Here is a 15,443-nt window from a genome sequence, read left to right as displayed (position 1 = left end):
GAAGCGAGCCAATATGTCCATCCTCGTCGACAAGAACACCAAGATCATCGTTCAGGGCCTGACCGGCAAGACCGGCGGCTTCCACACCGAACAGGCCCTGGCCTATCACGGCACCCAGATGGTCGCCGGCGTGCACCCGACCAAGGGCGGCACGAACTGGACGGGCTCGCACGGCGAAACCCTGCCGATCTACGCCTCGGTCGCCGAAGCCAAGGACGCGACGGGCGCTGACGCCTCGGTCATCTACGTCCCGCCGTCGGGCGCGGCGGCCGCCATCATCGAGGCCATCGACGCCGAGATTCCCTTCATCACCTGCATCACCGAAGGCATCCCGGTGATGGACATGGTCAAGGTGAAGCGCCGCCTGGAAGGCTCCAAGTCGCGCCTCCTGGGTCCGAACTGCCCGGGCATCCTGACGCCGGACGAGTGCAAGATCGGCATCATGCCGGGCAATATCTTCAAGAAGGGCTCGGTCGGCATCGTGTCGCGTTCGGGCACCCTGACCTATGAAGCCGTGTTCCAGACCACCAATGAAGGCCTGGGCCAGACCACGGCCGTCGGCATCGGCGGCGACCCGGTCAAGGGCACCGAGTTCATCGACGTGCTGGAACTGTTCCTGGCCGACGAAGAGACCACCTCGATCATCATGATCGGCGAAATCGGCGGCGGGGCCGAAGAAGACGCCGCCCAGTTCCTGATCGACGAAGCCAAGAAGGGCCGCAAGAAGCCGATGGCCGGCTTCATCGCGGGCCGGACCGCTCCGAAGGGCCGCACGATGGGCCACGCCGGCGCCGTCGTCTCGGGCGGCAAGGGCGATGCGGAATCCAAGATCGCGGCGATGGAAGCCGCCGGCATCCGCATGTCGGAATCGCCGGCTCGCCTGGGCAAGACCCTGGTGGACGTGCTGAAGGGCTGATGCTCTCTGCCTGATGGCGTTTCGGCATCAAAAATGCCGTGTGACGCATCGATGGACGCCCTCGGCTCAGGCTGGGGGCGTTTTTTCTTGGGCCTGCGACCAAATTCCTACCAAAATGCCCCGTTTCGGTCATGACCCATAAGGAAACGACGCCTATATGACGGGCGCGCCCCTCACGGAGATGTGTCCGTCGGGCCCAGGGATTGCGAAACGATGGCGGACGATGCCGGTCGGCTGAACCAGGTCTTTGCCGAGACCTCCTTCCTCTACGGGTCCAATGCGGCCTATATCGAGGAGCTTCACGAGAAATGGGCCAACGACCCTGGCTCGGTCTCGGCGGAGTGGAAGGCCTTCTTCGACCAGCTTCGCGACAACGCCGCCAGCGTGAAGGCCTCGGCCGAGGCCGGCGCCTGGGGCCGCGACACCGCCACGGAGCCCAGCGAGGCGACCGCCGTCTTCGACGGCCGCTGGCCGGCCCCCAAACCCGATCCCAAGAAGCCTGCCGCCGCCGCTGCTGCGCCCGCCGCCGCCGCCGCTGCGCCGGCCGAGGTTTCGGCCGACGTCATCCGCGCCGCCGCTCATGATTCCATCCGCGCCCTGATGCTGATCCGCAGCTATCGGGTGCGTGGCCACCTGCAGGCCAAGCTGGACCCGCTGGGCATCGAACAGCCGGTCGAGAACCCCGAGCTGACGCCTGAATTCTACGGTTTCACGGGCGCCGATCTGGACCGCCCGATCTTTCTGGACGGGGTGCTGGGCCTGCAGACCGGCACGATCCGTGAAGTGCTGGACATCCTGAAGCGCACCTATTGCGGCACGGTCGGCATCCAGTTCATGCACATCGCCGAGCCGGAGGAGAAATCCTGGCTGCAGCAGCGGTTCGAGGGCGCCGACAAGTTCGAACAGAACGCCTTCTCCAAGGAAGGCAAGCTGGCCATCCTGTCCAAGCTGGTCGAGGCGGAAGGCTTCGAGCGCTTCCTGCACAAACGCTTCCCCGGCACCAAGCGGTTCGGCCTGGACGGCGGCGAGGCCATGGTCCCGGCGCTGGAGCAGGTCATCAAGCGCGGCGGTTCGCTGGGCGTCGACGAGGTCGTGCTGGGCATGGCCCACCGGGGCCGCCTGAACGTGCTGGCCGCCGTGATGGGCAAGCCTTACAAGGTCATCTTCCACGAGTTCCAGGGCGGTTCGGCCGTGCCGAGCGACATCGAGGGTTCGGGCGACGTCAAATACCACATGGGCGCCTCGTCGAACCGCGAGTTCGACGGCAATCACGTCCACCTGTCGCTGACCGCCAACCCGTCGCACCTTGAGATCGTCAACCCGGTCGTGCTGGGCAAGGCGCGCGCCAAACAGGCGTTCGACATCCGCGAGGCCAACGAGGGCGTGCCGGAAGGCCAGTGGGCGCTGGATCGCTCCAAGGTCGTGCCGCTGCTGATCCACGGCGACGCCGCCTTCGCCGGCCAAGGCGTGGTGGCCGAATGTTTCGCCTTGATGGGGCTGAAGGGCTACCGTACCGGCGGCACGCTTCACTTTGTCATCAACAACCAGATCGGCTTCACCACCAGCCCGCGCAACTCGCGCTCGTCGCCCTATCCGTCGGACGTGGCGCTGATGGTCCAGGCGCCGATCTTCCACGTGAACGGCGATGACCCTGAAGCGGTTGTCTTCGCCTCCAAGGTGGCCACCGAATACCGCCAGAAGTTCCACAAGGACGTGGTGGTGGACATGTTCTGCTACCGCCGCTTCGGCCACAACGAAGGCGACGATCCCACCTTCACCCAGCCGCTGATGTATTCGAAGATCCGCGCCCAGCCCTCGACCCGCGAACTCTATTCGCAGCGTCTGGTCGCCGAGGGCGTGGTCACCCAGGAGCAGGTGGACGCCGAGGTCGAGCGGTTCGAGAAATTCCTCGACGAACAGTTCGAGGCCGGCAAGACCTGGACCGCCGAGAAGGCTGACTGGCTGGACGGCCAGTGGCAGGGCTTCCAGACGCCCAAGGACGAGCTGCGTGGCGACACCGCCGTGCCGCTGGCCAAGCTGACGGATCTGGGCCACCGCCTGACCACCATTCCCAACAGCGTCGACATGCACAAGACGCTGAAGCGGGTCATCGACGGTCGGCGCGAAGCCATCACCTCGGGCCAGGGCCTGGACTGGGCCACGGCCGAGAGTCTGGCTTTCGCCAGCCTTGTCGACGAAGGCTTCCCGATCCGCCTGTCGGGCCAGGATTCGGTGCGCGGCACCTTCTCGCAGCGTCACTCGGGCATCATCGATCAGACGACCGAAGAGCGCTACATCCCGCTGAACAACCTGCGCGAAGGCCAGGCCAATTTTGAAGTCATCGACTCGGCCCTGTCCGAAGAGGCGGTGCTGGGCTTTGAATACGGCTACTCGCTGGCCGATCCGAATACGCTGGTCATGTGGGAAGCCCAGTTCGGCGACTTCGTAAACGGCGCCCAGGTGGTGATCGACCAGTTCATCTCGTCGGGCGAACGCAAATGGCTGCGCATGAGCGGCCTGACCATGCTGCTGCCCCACGGCTACGAAGGCCAGGGGCCGGAACACTCCTCGGCCCGTCTGGAGCGCTTCCTGCAGGCTTGCGCCGAGGACAATATGCAGGTCGCCAACTGCACGACCCCGGCCAACTATTTCCACATCCTGCGTCGCCAGCTGCACAGGCCGTTCCGCAAGCCGCTGATCCTGATGACGCCCAAGTCCTTGCTGCGCCACAAGAAGGCGGTCTCGTCCATGGCGGAGCTGGCGGAGGGCTCGGCCTTCCACCGCGTCCTGCACGATGACGCACAGACGCGGCCCGAGATCGCCGGGATCACCATCAAGGCGGACAAGGACATCCGTCGCGTCATCCTGTGCTCGGGCAAGGTCTATTACGACCTGCTAGATGCGCGCGAGAAGAAGTCCAAGGACGGTCAGGCGGTGGACGATGTCTACATCCTGCGTCTGGAGCAGTTCTATCCGTGGCCGATGCAGTCGTTGCGCAAGGAACTGGCCCGCTTCCCCAACGCCGAACTGGTCTGGTGCCAGGAAGAGCCGAAGAACATGGGGGGCTGGACCTTCGTTGATCCGTGGCTGGAGCTGACCCTGGACAAGCTGGACATCAAGGCCAAGCGCGCCCGCTACGTCGGCCGTCCCGGATCGGCCTCGACCGCCGCCGGGCTGATGAGCCGACACCTTAAGGAACTGGAAGCCTTCACCACTGAAGCCTTCGCCTGATACACGTACAAAAGACCGAACTAGAGACGAGCTGGACCTGACATGGCCGACATCCTGACCCCCGCCCTCGGTGAATCCGTCACCGAAGCCACCATCGCCAAATGGACCAAGAAGGTCGGGGATGCGGTCAAGAAGGACGAACTGCTGGTCGAGCTTGAGACCGACAAGGTCTCGCTGGAAGTCGTCTCGCCCGCAGACGGCGTGTTGGGCGACATCAAGGCGGCCGAGGGCGACACGGTCGTCCCCGGCGCGGTCCTGGGTTCGGTGACGGAAGGCGCGTCCGCGGCCGCCGCTCCGGCCGCTGCGCCGGCGAAGGCTGCCAAGGCTGACACCAAGGCCGCGCCGGCCGCCGCCGCTCAGGCCGCTGCCGCCGCGATCGACATCACCGTGCCGGTCATGGGCGAGAGCGTCGCTGAAGGCTCGATGGGCAAGTGGGTCAAGAAGAACGGCGACGCGGTCAAGAAGGACGAACTGCTGGTCGAGATCGAAACCGACAAGGTCGCGGTCGAGGTGTCGGCCCCCGCTGACGGCGTCCTGACCATCGCCGCCGATGAAGGCGCGACCGTCACGCCGGGCCAGAAGATCGGCTCCATCTCGGGTTCGGGCGCCGCCTCGGCTCCGGCCGCGTCCGCTCCGACCCCCGCTGCCGCACCGGCCAACACCGGCTCGGCCCAGGTTTCGGGCTCCAAGAACGAAACCCTGTCACCCGCCGTGCAGCGTGTCGTCGGCGAAAACAACCTTGATCCCAAGGCCATCGCCGCCACGGGTCCGAAGGGCAACATCACCAAGGCCGACGCCATCGCCGCCATCGGCCAGGCCTCGGCTCCAGCCCCTGCCGCCGCTGCGCCGGCCGCGCCGCGCGCCGACCAGCCGCGCGAGGAGCGGGTGAAGATGACGCGCCTGCGTCAGACCATCGCCCGTCGCCTGAAGGAATCCCAGAACACGGCCGCCCAGCTGACCACCTTCAACGAGGTGGACATGACCAACGTCATGGCCCTGCGCGCCCAGTACAAGGAAGTGTTCGAAAAGCGCCACGGCGTGAAGCTGGGCTTCATGTCCTTCTTCACCAAGGCGGTGGTCGCGGCCCTGCACGAGATTCCGGCCGTCAACGCCGAGATCGACGGCGCCGACATCATCTACAAGAACCACTATGACATCGGCGTCGCCGTCGGCACCGACAAGGGTCTGGTGGTCCCGGTCCTGCGTGACGCCGACACCCTGTCGCTGGCAGGCATCGAAAAGGGCATCGGCGCCCTGGGCAAGGCCGCCCGCGACGGCGCCCTGACCATGGACCAGATGCAGGGCGGCACCTTCACCATCACCAACGGCGGCACCTATGGCTCGCTGATGTCCACGCCGATCCTGAACGCGCCGCAGTCTGGCATTCTGGGCATGCACAACATCGTCCAGCGCCCGATGGCCATCAACGGCGAGGTCAAGATCCGCCCGATGATGTATCTGGCCCTCAGCTACGATCACCGCATCGTGGACGGCAAGGAAGCCGTGACCTTCCTGGTCCGCATCAAGGAGCTGCTGGAAGATCCGCAGCGCGCCCTGCTGGACCTGTAAGACCTGGAAAGGCGGCGAGGCTCTCGCCGCCTTTTCTCTAGTTCACATCTCGCCAGAGATCAGATGCTCAAGGCGACGATCAGCGACAGAGCGATAATGCCTGCGATCAACGCCACGCCGATCCAGTGGATGGTCCGCAGCCGCTGAGGAAGGCTGTTTCCCCAGAAGGCGCCCATGACCGCCAGCGTCAGGGCCAGGCCCCGGCCAAGATTGCGGGTCGTCGGGCTTGGGGCGACCAGATCATCTTCGTCTTCAGTGGCGAATTCACCCCCCGCAGCACGCGCCAGCAGATCACGCGCCGTCTCCACCTGATCCGACGGCGCCATGAGCCGCAGTCCCAGCGCGCGCTGCATCAAAGGGTCGACGGTGGTCTGGAAGCGTTCGGTCACTTCGACCTGAATGCCTTGATCCGCCAGAAACGCCGCCGCCAGACCGGCTTCGTAAACATCCGGGAAACGGGTGATCTCGACCAGGGCCATGGGGCGCTCGTGTCACTTGGAGGGCGGGTGACAGATTATGCCGCCGGGGCAGGGAGCGCACCATGCGAAAGCGCCGGGGTGCGCATCATGACGGCAACAACGATAAACAGCGATTAGTTGTAGGGTTGTGCACCCGCTCCCATATCGTCGGTTGTGTCTTTAAGGCTTCGATCCATCGTTGATCGATCATCTTGTGTATTTTGTTGGATTACAGGGCGCAGAAACGGTGGCCATATTCTCGCCATGGAATGGGCTGCGCGCGCAATCGGGGTGTTCTATGTCATGGGCGGGCTGCTGCTGTTGAGCCAGTCCTGGCTGAACTGGCGCCTGCAGGCGGAGCTGTCGCGTTTCGTGCGGATTCGCCTTGATGACTATGTCGAAGAACTGGCGACCGCCCTTGGCGGGCTGATGGTGCTGGCGTCGGGTGTGTCTCTCGCCCTGCTCAGCACCTGGGCGGTGTCGGCCTTTGTCGCAGGCTGGACTGTACAGGCCGTCTATCTGTTGTGGGCCAGCCGGGGCGCATGGAGCCGCAGCGCCTTTGTGGTCCGCTGTCGCCGCCAAACCGTTCACGCCTTCGCCGGTTTCACCGCCGTCACCGCACTGGTTCTTTGTCTGCCCACGCTGGGGCTGCTGCGCTGATCAGCCGAACTCGGCTTCCAGGTCGGCCAGGCGGGCGGCCTGATCCTCTGCGATCAGGGCGTTCAGCAGCGGGTCGATGTCGCCTTCCAGAATCTGCGGCAGGCTGTGCAGGGTCAGGCCGATCCGGTGGTCGGTCACCCGACCCTGGGGGAAGTTGTAGGTGCGGATGCGCTCGGATCGGTCGCCAGATCCCACCTGGGATTTGCGGGAATCCGCCCGCGCCAGATCCTTGGCCTGGCGTTGCATGTCGTACAGGCGCACCCGCAGGTTCCTCATCGCCTTGTCGCGGTTCACGTGCTGGGACTTTTCCGAACTGGTAGCCACGATCCCGGTCGGCAGGTGGGTGATGCGCACTGCCGAATCCGTCTTGTTGACGTGTTGCCCGCCCGAGCCGGAGGCGCGGAAGGTGTCGATGCGTATGTCCTTGTCCAGGATTTCGATCTCGACGTCCTCGACCTCGGGCAGGACGGCGACCGTCGCGGCCGAGGTGTGGATGCGGCCGCCCGCTTCGGTCGTCGGCACGCGTTGCACACGGTGGACGCCGCTTTCGAACTTCAGTCGTCCGAACACGCCTTCGCCGGTGACGGTGGCGATGATTTCCTTATAGCCGCCCGCGTCGCCCTCGGTCGCGGAATCCAGTTCGATCCGCCAGCCGCGCGTCGAGGCGTAGCGCGAATACATGCGAAACAGGTCGCCCGCGAACAGGGCCGCCTCGTCGCCGCCGGTTCCGGCGCGGACTTCCAGAACGGCCGAGGCGTTCTCGTCGGCGTCGCGCGGCGCCAGCAGCAGGGCGACGTCGCGCTCCAGCCCCGGCAGGGCGTCGTTCAGAAGCTGCAACTCGTCCTGGGCCATCGCGGCCATTTCCGGATCGGCGGTCATGGCCTCCAGGTCCGCCATTTCGGCGCGGGCGCGGGCCAGGCCCTGAACCGCGTCGGCCACCGGCTTCAGTTCGGCGTGCTCCTTGGACAGGCGCACGATCTCGGCCCCGTCGGTCGCCGCGCCCATGCGGGCCTCGACCTCGTGAAAGCGGTCGAGCACCTGATCAAGACGGGCCTGGGGCAGACGCAAAAGACGGTATCCTGGAAGCGGGCGACAGGGCGCCTGTCCTTAGCCGCCAGGCGCGGTCGTGTCGATTGCAAGCCGCTTCGCCGCCCAGCGCCGGTCGATAAGGCGTTCGTGATCGGCGATAACGTCCCGGTCACGATGGCGTCAGGCGCGGTTACGAAATCCGCCTTGGCCGTTTAGCTGGTTCGAAGGCAAGGCTGTTAGGAGGACTTTTCATGTTCGATCGCCCGCCCGTAACCGAACCCGATCACGCGCCCACCCAAACCGACCCGGTCGCCGACAGCGTGGAGCGTCTGTGCCGGCTGTACGACACACGCTTGGCCGACACCGGCGGCGACCTGTCGCCCGAGGATACGCGCGAACTGAAGGCCATGGCCGCCATCTACGACCTGGACACCGACCGGCCGTCGGCCGAGGTGTGGCGCGATCTGCGGGCCGTGGTGACGCGCCAGGCGCCGGCCGCCTCGAGCGACGCACCGCGCTCTGACGCCGAAGCGCTGACGCTTCTGGTGGTCGAGGACGACGCCGACGCCGCCGCCAGCCTGACCGAGCTTCTGACCGAGGCCGGGCACAGCGTCGTCGGACCGTTCCACAGCGCCGCCGCCGCCGAGGCCGCCGCCGCGCTCCACGCCATCGACGCGGCTCTGCTGGACATCAACCTGTCCAGCGAGATGACAGGCGTGGAGTTGGCCGAGGTCCTGACCTCGCGCTGGGACGTCCGGGTCATCTTCATCTCCGGCGACGTCAGCGCCGCCGCCCGCCACGCCGATCTTGCGGAGGCCCTGGTGCTGAAACCCTACAACGGCGCACAAATCCTGGAGGCCGTCGCTCGCCTGGGCCAGACCGGGTGAAGACCGCCTTGCGCCCGTCGGCGCGGCGCGCCATCTCAGGCCATGCTGTCGAACCGGTCCCGCTATGCGCTGCGCGCCATGGTCCATCTGGCCGGCCTGCCGGGGGGCGGGCCGGCGACCATCGCCGAAATCGCAGAGGCGTCGGCGGCCCCGCGCAAGTTTCTGGAGGCCATTCTTCTGGACCTGCGCCGACAGCACCTTCTGGTGTCCCGGCGCGGGCGATCGGGCGGCTACGCCTTGGCGGCGCCGCCCGACGGCATCAGCTTCGCCGATGTGATCCGCGCTCTGGAGGGGGCGCTGGCCTTGGCGCCCTGCGCCTCGCGCACCGCCTATGGCCCGTGCGAGACCTGCCCGGATGTCGAGACTTGCCCGCTGCAACCCGTGCTGCGCGACGGGCGCGACGCCCTGGCGGCGGTGTTCGAGGCGCGAACGCTTCTGCAAGCGGCCGCCATTTCTTCTCCTATTGACCCACTAGGGAAATAGACCGCACCGTTCGCGCGTCTTTGGGGCCGCCATGCAAGATTTCCTTCTCTTCCTCGCCGTCGGATTCCTGGCCCAGATCGTCGATGGCGCCCTGGGCATGGCCTATGGCGTGATCTCCTCGACCGTGCTGCTGTCGTTCGGCGTGCCGCCCGCGACCGCCTCGGCAAGCGTGCACGCCGCAGAGGTCTTCACCACCGCCGCATCCGCCGGGTCGCACACGGTCAACAAGAACGTGAACTGGAAGCTGTTCGTGCCCCTGGCCCTGGGCGGCGTGGTCGGCGGCGGGATCGGGGCCTTCGTCCTGACCAGCATCGACGGCGACGTCATGCGGCCCTTCATCACCGCCTATCTGGCCGTCATGGGCCTGGTCATCATCTGGCGCGCCACCCGCCAGACGCGCGAACGGATCTTTCCCAGAAAGTTCGCTGGTCCCCTGGGCTTGGTCGGCGGCTTCTTCGACGCGATCGGCGGCGGGGGATGGGGCCCGACCGTCACCACCACCCTGGTCGGTACGGGCCAGGACCCGCGCGCATCGATCGGCACGACCAATACGGCCGAGTTCTTCGTCACCTCCGCCATTTCCGCCACCTTCCTGGTCGCCCTGCTGACCGGCCATTGGCAGGAGGCCGAGGGCATCTCCAGCCACGCCATGGCCGTGCTGGGTCTGGTTGCCGGCGGCCTGATTGCGGCGCCCCTGGCCGGCGTCATCGCCCGCATCGCCCCCCGCCGCGTCCTGACCTACGGCGTCGGCACGGTGGTCCTGCTCTCGGCCGGCTATCAGGCCCTGCGCCTGTTCAAGGTGATCTGAAACGAGAAACGGCGGCGGACTGGCGTCCGCCGCCGCGTCGTCGCCGTCGTCAATGGCGCGTCAGGGGTTGCTGGCGGCCGGCGCCGCTGTCGCAGCGGCCCGCGTCGCCGCGGCCTCTTCCGCTGGGGTACGCAGGGTGACGACCAAAGGGTTGGGCTTGAGATCGTTCATCGCGCCTGAGGTGGCGTCGATGGCTCCGCCGATGATGCCGCCGATCAGGATGTTGCCCGCCATGGCCGTGCCGCCTGCGCCTGAAACGCTGCTGGTGATCTCGTGCGTCTGGGCGACATAGCCGTCCTTGGCCACCGTGATGCTGAAGCCGTCCTTGCGCGGCATGCGGAAGGTGCAGGGCGTAGCCTGGCATTCGAAACCGTTCGACGTGCTGACCTGGGCGCCGGGCGGCGTGCTTTCGACGGTGAACTGCTGGCTGGATCCCCGCGTCATGGTGGCGCACGCAGGCAAGAAAAGCGCCACGCCGATCAGCGTGAACGCACGCGCGCCAAGGCACGCGACAGTCTTGGAAATCATGGAACCCCTCGGTGAAACAGGGTCCGATCTCCCCAGGCGGACCTATAGCCTAGGTTGCATTTTCAATATCGAGCGTCAATCACGGAACGGTGAAGGTTGAGCGCCGCCGTGAGGCGAGATGACGCAGTCCTACTCCGCCGCCTGAAGGGCCGCCGAGCGGGCCGCATCCAGTTCGGCCGCCTTTTCCTCGACCAGGGCGACGATGTGGTCGATCATGCCGTCGTTGGCCTGTTTGTGGGCGATCTTTCCGTTCAGATAGATCATGCCCGCGCCCTTGCCGCCGCCGGTGAAGCCGATGTCGGTATAGAGGGCCTCGCCCGGTCCGTTCACGACGCAGCCGATCACCGACAGGCTCATGGGCGTGGAGATATGGGCCAGCTTCTCCTCCAGCACCGCCACCGTCTCGATGACGTTGAAACCCTGACGGGCGCAGGAGGGGCAGGCGATGATGTTGACGCCTCGGTGACGCAGGCCCAGCGACTTCAGGATGTCGAAGCCGACCTTGATCTCCTCGACCGGATCGGCGGCCAGCGACACGCGGATGGTGTCGCCGATCCCCGCCCACAGCATGGAGCCCATTCCGATGGCCGACTTGATCGTGCCGGTGCGCAGGGGGCCCGCCTCGGTCACGCCCAGGTGCAGGGGGCAGTCGATGGCCTCGGCCAACTGATGATAGGCGGCGACGGTCAGGAAGGGGTCGGACGCCTTCACCGAAATCTTGAACTCGTGGAAGTCGTTGTCCTGCAGGATGCGGGCGTGGTTCAGCGCGCTTTCGACCATGGCGTCGGGGCAGGGCTCGCCGTACTTCTCCAGCAGTTCCTTTTCCAGCGAGCCCGCGTTGACGCCGATCCGCATGGAGCAGCCGTTGTCGCGGGCGGCCTGGATGACATCGCGCACCCGGTCGGGGCTGCCGATATTGCCCGGATTGATCCGCAGGCAGGCGGCCCCGGCCTCGGCCGCCTCGATGCCGCGCTTGTAGTGGAAATGAATGTCGGCGACCAAGGGGACCTTGGCCTCGCGCGCGATGGTCTTGAAGGCCGCCGTCGATTCCACGTCGGGGCAGGAGACGCGCACGATGTCGGCGCCGGCCTCTTCCAACTGGCGAATCTGGTCGATCGTCGCGGCGGCGTCCGACGTCGGCGTATTGGTCATGGACTGGACGCTGATCGGGGCGTCGCCGCCGACCAAAACCGAGCCCACCCTGATCTGGCGGCTCTTGCGACGCTCGATATGGCGCCAGGGACGGATGTGAGAATGGTCGCTCATCGCGTCCTCATATAGGCCGATGATGACGGCGACGCCACGGCGGACCGATCAGTTCGGCGCCGTCGGCATGGTCGGGGAAACGGAGGCGGATGTGGTGTTCGGCGGCGAAGAGGGGGAGGCTGAGGCGGGTCGCTCGCCGGTCTGGGCGCGGGCCTGGGCCGCCTGGGCCTGGGCCTGAGCGCGCGCCTGGACCGCCGCCAGGGTCTTGGCCGCCTGGTCGGCGCGGCTGTTCAACTGGGCCAGCGGCGTCAGAACACCGGCCAGCGGCCCGCCGTATTCGCCGTTCAGATAGACGTCGAAGGCCGCCGGATCGGACACGTCAACGGTGGCGGAGACGCCAGCAGGGGCGCGCCAGGCCTCGCCCGGCGACATCTGGCGCGCAAACAGGGCCTGTCCGTCGCCCAGCCGCACGACCAGTGCGCCGGCGGTGCGGGCCTGGATCACCACCATGGAGGCGTTGGCGGGCGCCCCATAGACGGCCCCGCGCGGGTTGAATGCCTTCTGCACCGGCGCGGCGTTGGCGGCGGCGGCGGCCAAGGCCGCGGGATCGGCCGGATCGACGCCGGTCAGCTCCGCCTCCAGGCCGCGGGTGATATAGGGCGCAGGCGTGGTCTGATCGGGCGGGGCGGCCATCGGCGCGCTCAGCGCGAACCGGGGATCGGTCATATCTCCGCTGGCCCAGGTCTTGGGGGCGACGGCGATATCGGACGGATGGGCGATCTGGCGCAGATTGATCCGCTGGAACACGTTCCAGCCGATCACGGCGACGGCCACCACCGCGATGCCGGCGACGATGCGCGGCGAATGTCGGCGCACATCCTCGAAGGCGATCCCGATGGGCGCCTTCAGCGGCACGGAGGTGTCCGGGCTTTCGCGCTTGAACCGCTCGACCGCCAACTGTTCGTCCAGCGCCAGGGCCGAGGCGTAGGCCCGCACATAGCCCAGAGCGAACACGCGCGAGGGCAGGGAAGACCAGTCCCCCTGCTCCAGGGCGGTCAGGAAGCGACGGTGCACCTTGGTCTCGGCGGCCAGCTCCGCCATCGACTTGCCCGAGCGTTCGCGGGCGTGGCGCAGACCCTCGCCAAAGGTGGCGGCGTCGGCGAAGGCGGCGGTCGGGTCCGCCGCGTCCGCATGGGTCTTCAACGCATCGGGGGCGATCCCCGCATTCGACGCCATCAGGCCAGAACCCCTGTCCGGGAAGGACCGCCTTCGAGCGGTCGTGCAACAGCCGCCGAGATAGACGATTGCGCCCTCGCCAGCAACGCCGCCGATGCGGCCCAGCCCGAGGTCAGACCGAGACGTTCAGCTTGCGCGCCAGGGATTCGATCTCGTTCCTGACCGAGCCGGTGGACAGGTTCAGAAGATTGGTCATGCCCCGCCGCGCCGCCGTCAGGTCCGCCGAGAGGATCATCCGCTTGACCGGCCCCACTCCGCCCGCCGGCGCCGACAGACGGGTGAAGCCCAGGGTGATCAGGGCGAAGGCCTCCAGCGGCCGCCCGGCCAGTTCGCCGCAGATGGAGACGGGTGTGCCGGTGTCGGCGCAGGCCTTCTGAATGGTCTGGAGCGCGCGCAGGGTCGGCGGCGACAGGGGGTCGTAACGGTCCGACACTAGCGGATTGGTCCGGTCGGCCGCGTACATATACTGGAACAGGTCGTTGGTGCCGATAGAGACGAAATCCGTCAGCGGCAGCAGGGCGTCCAGGTGCCACAGCAGCGACGGGCATTCGACCATGGCCCCGACCCGCAGCAGGGCCGGCAGCGCCCGCCCGCGACGCCGCGCCCAGGCGCATTCGATGTCGACCAGTTCGCGCGCGGCCCGGAACTCGTCCACCGTGGCGATCATCGGAAACATGACGCGCAGCTCGCGCCCAGCCCCGGCGGCCAGAAGCGCGCGCAACTGCATCCGCAGCAGGGACGGCCGGTCCAGGCCCAGGCGGATGGCGCGCCGCCCCAGGGCGGGGTTCTCCTCGCGCTCGGCCTCCAGATAAGGCAGCACCTTGTCGCCGCCGATGTCCAGGGTGCGGAAGGTGACGGGGCGGTCGCCGGCGGCGTCCAGCACCAGCTTGTACAGGGCCGTCTGGGCGTCCAGCCGGGGCAGTTCGTCCGACACCATGAACTGGAACTCGGTGCGGAACAGGCCGATGCCCTCGGCCCCCGTCTCATTCAGGTTCTCCAGGTCCACCGCCAGGCCGGCGTTGGTCAGCAGGCTGATGCGCTGGCCGTCCAGGGTGACGGCGGGGGTGTCGCGCAACTGGGCGAACTCGGCCTGACGCTGTTCGCGCACGGCCATCCGCGACTGCACCGCCTCCAGCATGTCGGGGCGCGGGCGCAGATAGGTCTCGCCGGTCTCGCCGTCGGCGATGACCATGTCGCCTTCCGACAGCCGGTCGCGCAGGCCCATCAGGCGCCCGACGCACGGGATCTGCAACGCGCGGGCCACGATGGCGGCGTGGCTGGCGGCCGAACCTTCCTCCAGCAACAGCCCCTTCAGCTTGTCGCGCGGATATTCCAGCAGGTCGGCGGGGCCCAGGTTGCGCGCCACAAGAATGGCGTCGTCGGGCAGTTCGCGCTCGCCCGGCTTGTCGCCCGCCAGCACCCGCAGCAGCCGGTTGGCCAGATCCTCGAAATCGTGCAGCCGCTCGCGGATATAGGGGTCGCGCGCCTGGGCGAAGCGGGCGCGGTGTTCGTTTCTGACCCGGTCCACCGCCGCCTCTGCGGTCAGGCCGTTGCGGACGGCCTCCTCCAGCGACCGGTTCCAGCCCCGGTCGTCGGCGAACATCCGATAGGTCTCCAGCACCTCGAACGAGGGACCGGCCAGGCCCTGGCCCTTGTCCAGCATGACGTCCAGCCCGGTCTTCAGCGTGGCCAGGGCCAGCTTCAACCGCGCCTCCTCCATCGCAGGATCGTCGGACAGCAGGCGCTCGGGGGCCAGCGGCGCCTCGTGCAACACCACATGGCCGAAGGCCAGGCCGTCGGCGAACTTCTGGCCCTTCAGCCGCTCGGGCCGATGGGGCGCCAGTTCGACGTCGCGCAGTTCGTCCTGGGCCAGCAGTTCGCCGGACGCCACCGTCTCGGACAGGACCATGGCGATGGTCTGGATGTCCTCGACCTCCTCCTCGTCATAGCGCCGCTCGGTGCGGTTCTGGACGACCAGGACGCCGATGGCCCGTCCGCCGCGCAGCAGGGGCGCGCCCAGGAAGGCGTGATAGGGATCTTCGCCCGTTTCCGGCCGGTAGGAGAAGGCCGGGTGCGACGGCGCGTCCGACAGGCTGATCGGCTGGGCCATGCGCGCCACCTCGCCCACCAGGCCCTCGCCGGGCCGCAGCCGGGTGGTGTGCACGGCCTCGGGGTTCAGACCCTCGGTGGCGAACAGCTCCAACTCGCCCGAGGCGCGCCGCAGATAGATGGAGCAGACCTCGGCGACCATCGAACGGGCGATGATGCGAACGACCATGTTCAGCCGGTCCTGAGCCGGCGTGGCGCCCGCACCCGCCCCGCCCAGAGCCTCGCGGATCTGGCGCAGGAGGATCCGAGGTCCCCTGGTCATCGCGCCGCCTGCCGGCATCATGTCTCCCGCGCCCTTTGGTCTGATGTAGGCGCTTTCTTCA

13 protein-coding genes are annotated in these 15,443 nt (G+C 67.4%); 7 read left to right on the top strand and 6 right to left on the bottom strand.

All coding sequences use genetic code 11. The features are described from left to right. Positions 1-13 precede the first annotated feature (13 nt). The 3 genes from sucD to odhB all read left to right on the top strand — a co-directional run bounded on the left by sucD (position 14) and on the right by odhB (position 5,716). Complete coding sequence (gene sucD / locus ACYX4P_RS01895; protein ID WP_292022187.1) at positions 14-916, top strand: succinate--CoA ligase subunit alpha; 903 nt, start codon at positions 14-16, stop codon at positions 914-916. Positions 917-1,129: 213 nt separating this feature from the next. Further along, entirely contained in the window at positions 1,130-4,147 is a 3,018-nt protein-coding gene (locus ACYX4P_RS01890) for a 2-oxoglutarate dehydrogenase E1 component (protein WP_248120047.1), read from the top strand. A gap of 42 nt (positions 4,148-4,189) precedes the next feature. After that, positions 4,190-5,716, top strand: coding sequence for a 2-oxoglutarate dehydrogenase complex dihydrolipoyllysine-residue succinyltransferase (odhB, locus tag ACYX4P_RS01885; protein ID WP_248120049.1), 1,527 nt, complete (start codon positions 4,190-4,192; stop codon positions 5,714-5,716). A 59-nt stretch (positions 5,717-5,775) separates the two neighbouring features. On the opposite strand, the gene ACYX4P_RS01880 is transcribed toward odhB, so the two are convergent. Then, positions 5,776-6,195, bottom strand: coding sequence for a putative signal transducing protein (locus ACYX4P_RS01880; RefSeq protein ID WP_248120051.1), 420 nt, complete (start codon positions 6,193-6,195; stop codon positions 5,776-5,778). A 243-nt stretch (positions 6,196-6,438) separates the two neighbouring features. On the opposite strand from ACYX4P_RS01880, the gene ACYX4P_RS01875 reads away from it, so the two are divergent. Continuing rightward, complete coding sequence (locus ACYX4P_RS01875) at positions 6,439-6,834, top strand: hypothetical protein (RefSeq protein ID WP_248120053.1); 396 nt, start codon at positions 6,439-6,441, stop codon at positions 6,832-6,834. Here ACYX4P_RS01875 and prfA read toward each other — a convergent pair whose 3' ends face one another. Next, entirely contained in the window at positions 6,835-7,902 is a 1,068-nt protein-coding gene (gene prfA / locus ACYX4P_RS01870) for a peptide chain release factor 1 (protein ID WP_248120055.1), read from the bottom strand. A gap of 212 nt (positions 7,903-8,114) precedes the next feature. On the opposite strand from prfA, the gene ACYX4P_RS01865 reads away from it, so the two are divergent. Genes ACYX4P_RS01865 through ACYX4P_RS01855 form a run of 3 tightly spaced genes read left to right on the top strand, consistent with a single transcriptional unit; the run spans position 8,115 to position 10,041 of the window. Next, on the top strand, positions 8,115-8,750 hold the full coding sequence (locus tag ACYX4P_RS01865) for a response regulator (protein WP_248120057.1): 636 nt from the start codon (positions 8,115-8,117) through the stop codon (positions 8,748-8,750). A 42-nt stretch (positions 8,751-8,792) separates the two neighbouring features. Further along, positions 8,793-9,233 (top strand): RrF2 family transcriptional regulator, encoded by a 441-nt coding sequence (locus ACYX4P_RS01860; RefSeq protein ID WP_248120059.1) that lies wholly within the window; start codon positions 8,793-8,795, stop codon positions 9,231-9,233. A 31-nt stretch (positions 9,234-9,264) separates the two neighbouring features. Beyond that, the gene (locus tag ACYX4P_RS01855) at positions 9,265-10,041 is read left to right on the top strand and encodes a sulfite exporter TauE/SafE family protein (protein WP_248120060.1); all 777 of its coding nucleotides are present in this window, start codon (positions 9,265-9,267) and stop codon (positions 10,039-10,041) included. Between the two features lie 60 nt (positions 10,042-10,101). On the opposite strand, the gene ACYX4P_RS01850 is transcribed toward ACYX4P_RS01855, so the two are convergent. The 4 genes from ACYX4P_RS01850 to ptsP all read right to left on the bottom strand — a co-directional run bounded on the left by ACYX4P_RS01850 (position 10,102) and on the right by ptsP (position 15,382). Further along, entirely contained in the window at positions 10,102-10,569 is a 468-nt protein-coding gene (locus tag ACYX4P_RS01850; RefSeq protein WP_292075158.1) for a PEGA domain-containing protein, read from the bottom strand. Positions 10,570-10,698: 129 nt separating this feature from the next. Then, positions 10,699-11,835, bottom strand: a complete 1,137-nt coding sequence (ispG, locus tag ACYX4P_RS01845) for a flavodoxin-dependent (E)-4-hydroxy-3-methylbut-2-enyl-diphosphate synthase (RefSeq protein WP_248120064.1) — start codon at positions 11,833-11,835, stop codon at positions 10,699-10,701. A 48-nt stretch (positions 11,836-11,883) separates the two neighbouring features. Next, positions 11,884-13,011, bottom strand: a complete 1,128-nt coding sequence (locus tag ACYX4P_RS01840; RefSeq protein WP_248120066.1) for a helix-turn-helix domain-containing protein — start codon at positions 13,009-13,011, stop codon at positions 11,884-11,886. 112 nt (positions 13,012-13,123) lie between these two features. Beyond that, positions 13,124-15,382 (bottom strand): phosphoenolpyruvate--protein phosphotransferase, encoded by a 2,259-nt coding sequence (gene ptsP, locus ACYX4P_RS01835; protein ID WP_374321935.1) that lies wholly within the window; start codon positions 15,380-15,382, stop codon positions 13,124-13,126. Positions 15,383-15,443 lie beyond the last annotated feature (61 nt).

This window comes from Brevundimonas sp. ABV4_179 (assembly GCF_056311945.1).
The sequence above is the reverse complement of the archived record's forward strand: the minus strand, read 5'-3'. Positions and strand labels throughout refer to the sequence as shown.

Excerpts from the sequence above, each read along its gene's own strand:
- sucD (WP_292022187.1), top strand. The coding sequence starts at position 14 with ATGTCCATCCTCGTCGACAAGAACACCAAGATCATCGTTCAGGGCCTG.
- ACYX4P_RS01890 (WP_248120047.1), top strand. The coding sequence starts at position 1,130 with ATGGCGGACGATGCCGGTCGGCTGAACCAGGTCTTTGCCGAGACCTCC.
- odhB (WP_248120049.1), top strand. The coding sequence starts at position 4,190 with ATGGCCGACATCCTGACCCCCGCCCTCGGTGAATCCGTCACCGAAGCC.
- ACYX4P_RS01880 (WP_248120051.1), bottom strand. The coding sequence starts at position 6,195 with ATGGCCCTGGTCGAGATCACCCGTTTCCCGGATGTTTACGAAGCCGGT.
- ACYX4P_RS01875 (WP_248120053.1), top strand. The coding sequence starts at position 6,439 with ATGGAATGGGCTGCGCGCGCAATCGGGGTGTTCTATGTCATGGGCGGG.
- ACYX4P_RS01865 (WP_248120057.1), top strand. The coding sequence starts at position 8,115 with ATGTTCGATCGCCCGCCCGTAACCGAACCCGATCACGCGCCCACCCAA.
- ACYX4P_RS01860 (WP_248120059.1), top strand. The coding sequence starts at position 8,793 with ATGCTGTCGAACCGGTCCCGCTATGCGCTGCGCGCCATGGTCCATCTG.
- ACYX4P_RS01855 (WP_248120060.1), top strand. The coding sequence starts at position 9,265 with ATGCAAGATTTCCTTCTCTTCCTCGCCGTCGGATTCCTGGCCCAGATC.
- ACYX4P_RS01850 (WP_292075158.1), bottom strand. The coding sequence starts at position 10,569 with ATGATTTCCAAGACTGTCGCGTGCCTTGGCGCGCGTGCGTTCACGCTG.
- ispG (WP_248120064.1), bottom strand. The coding sequence starts at position 11,835 with ATGAGCGACCATTCTCACATCCGTCCCTGGCGCCATATCGAGCGTCGC.
- ACYX4P_RS01840 (WP_248120066.1), bottom strand. The coding sequence starts at position 13,011 with ATGGCGTCGAATGCGGGGATCGCCCCCGATGCGTTGAAGACCCATGCG.
- ptsP (WP_374321935.1), bottom strand. The coding sequence starts at position 15,382 with ATGACCAGGGGACCTCGGATCCTCCTGCGCCAGATCCGCGAGGCTCTG.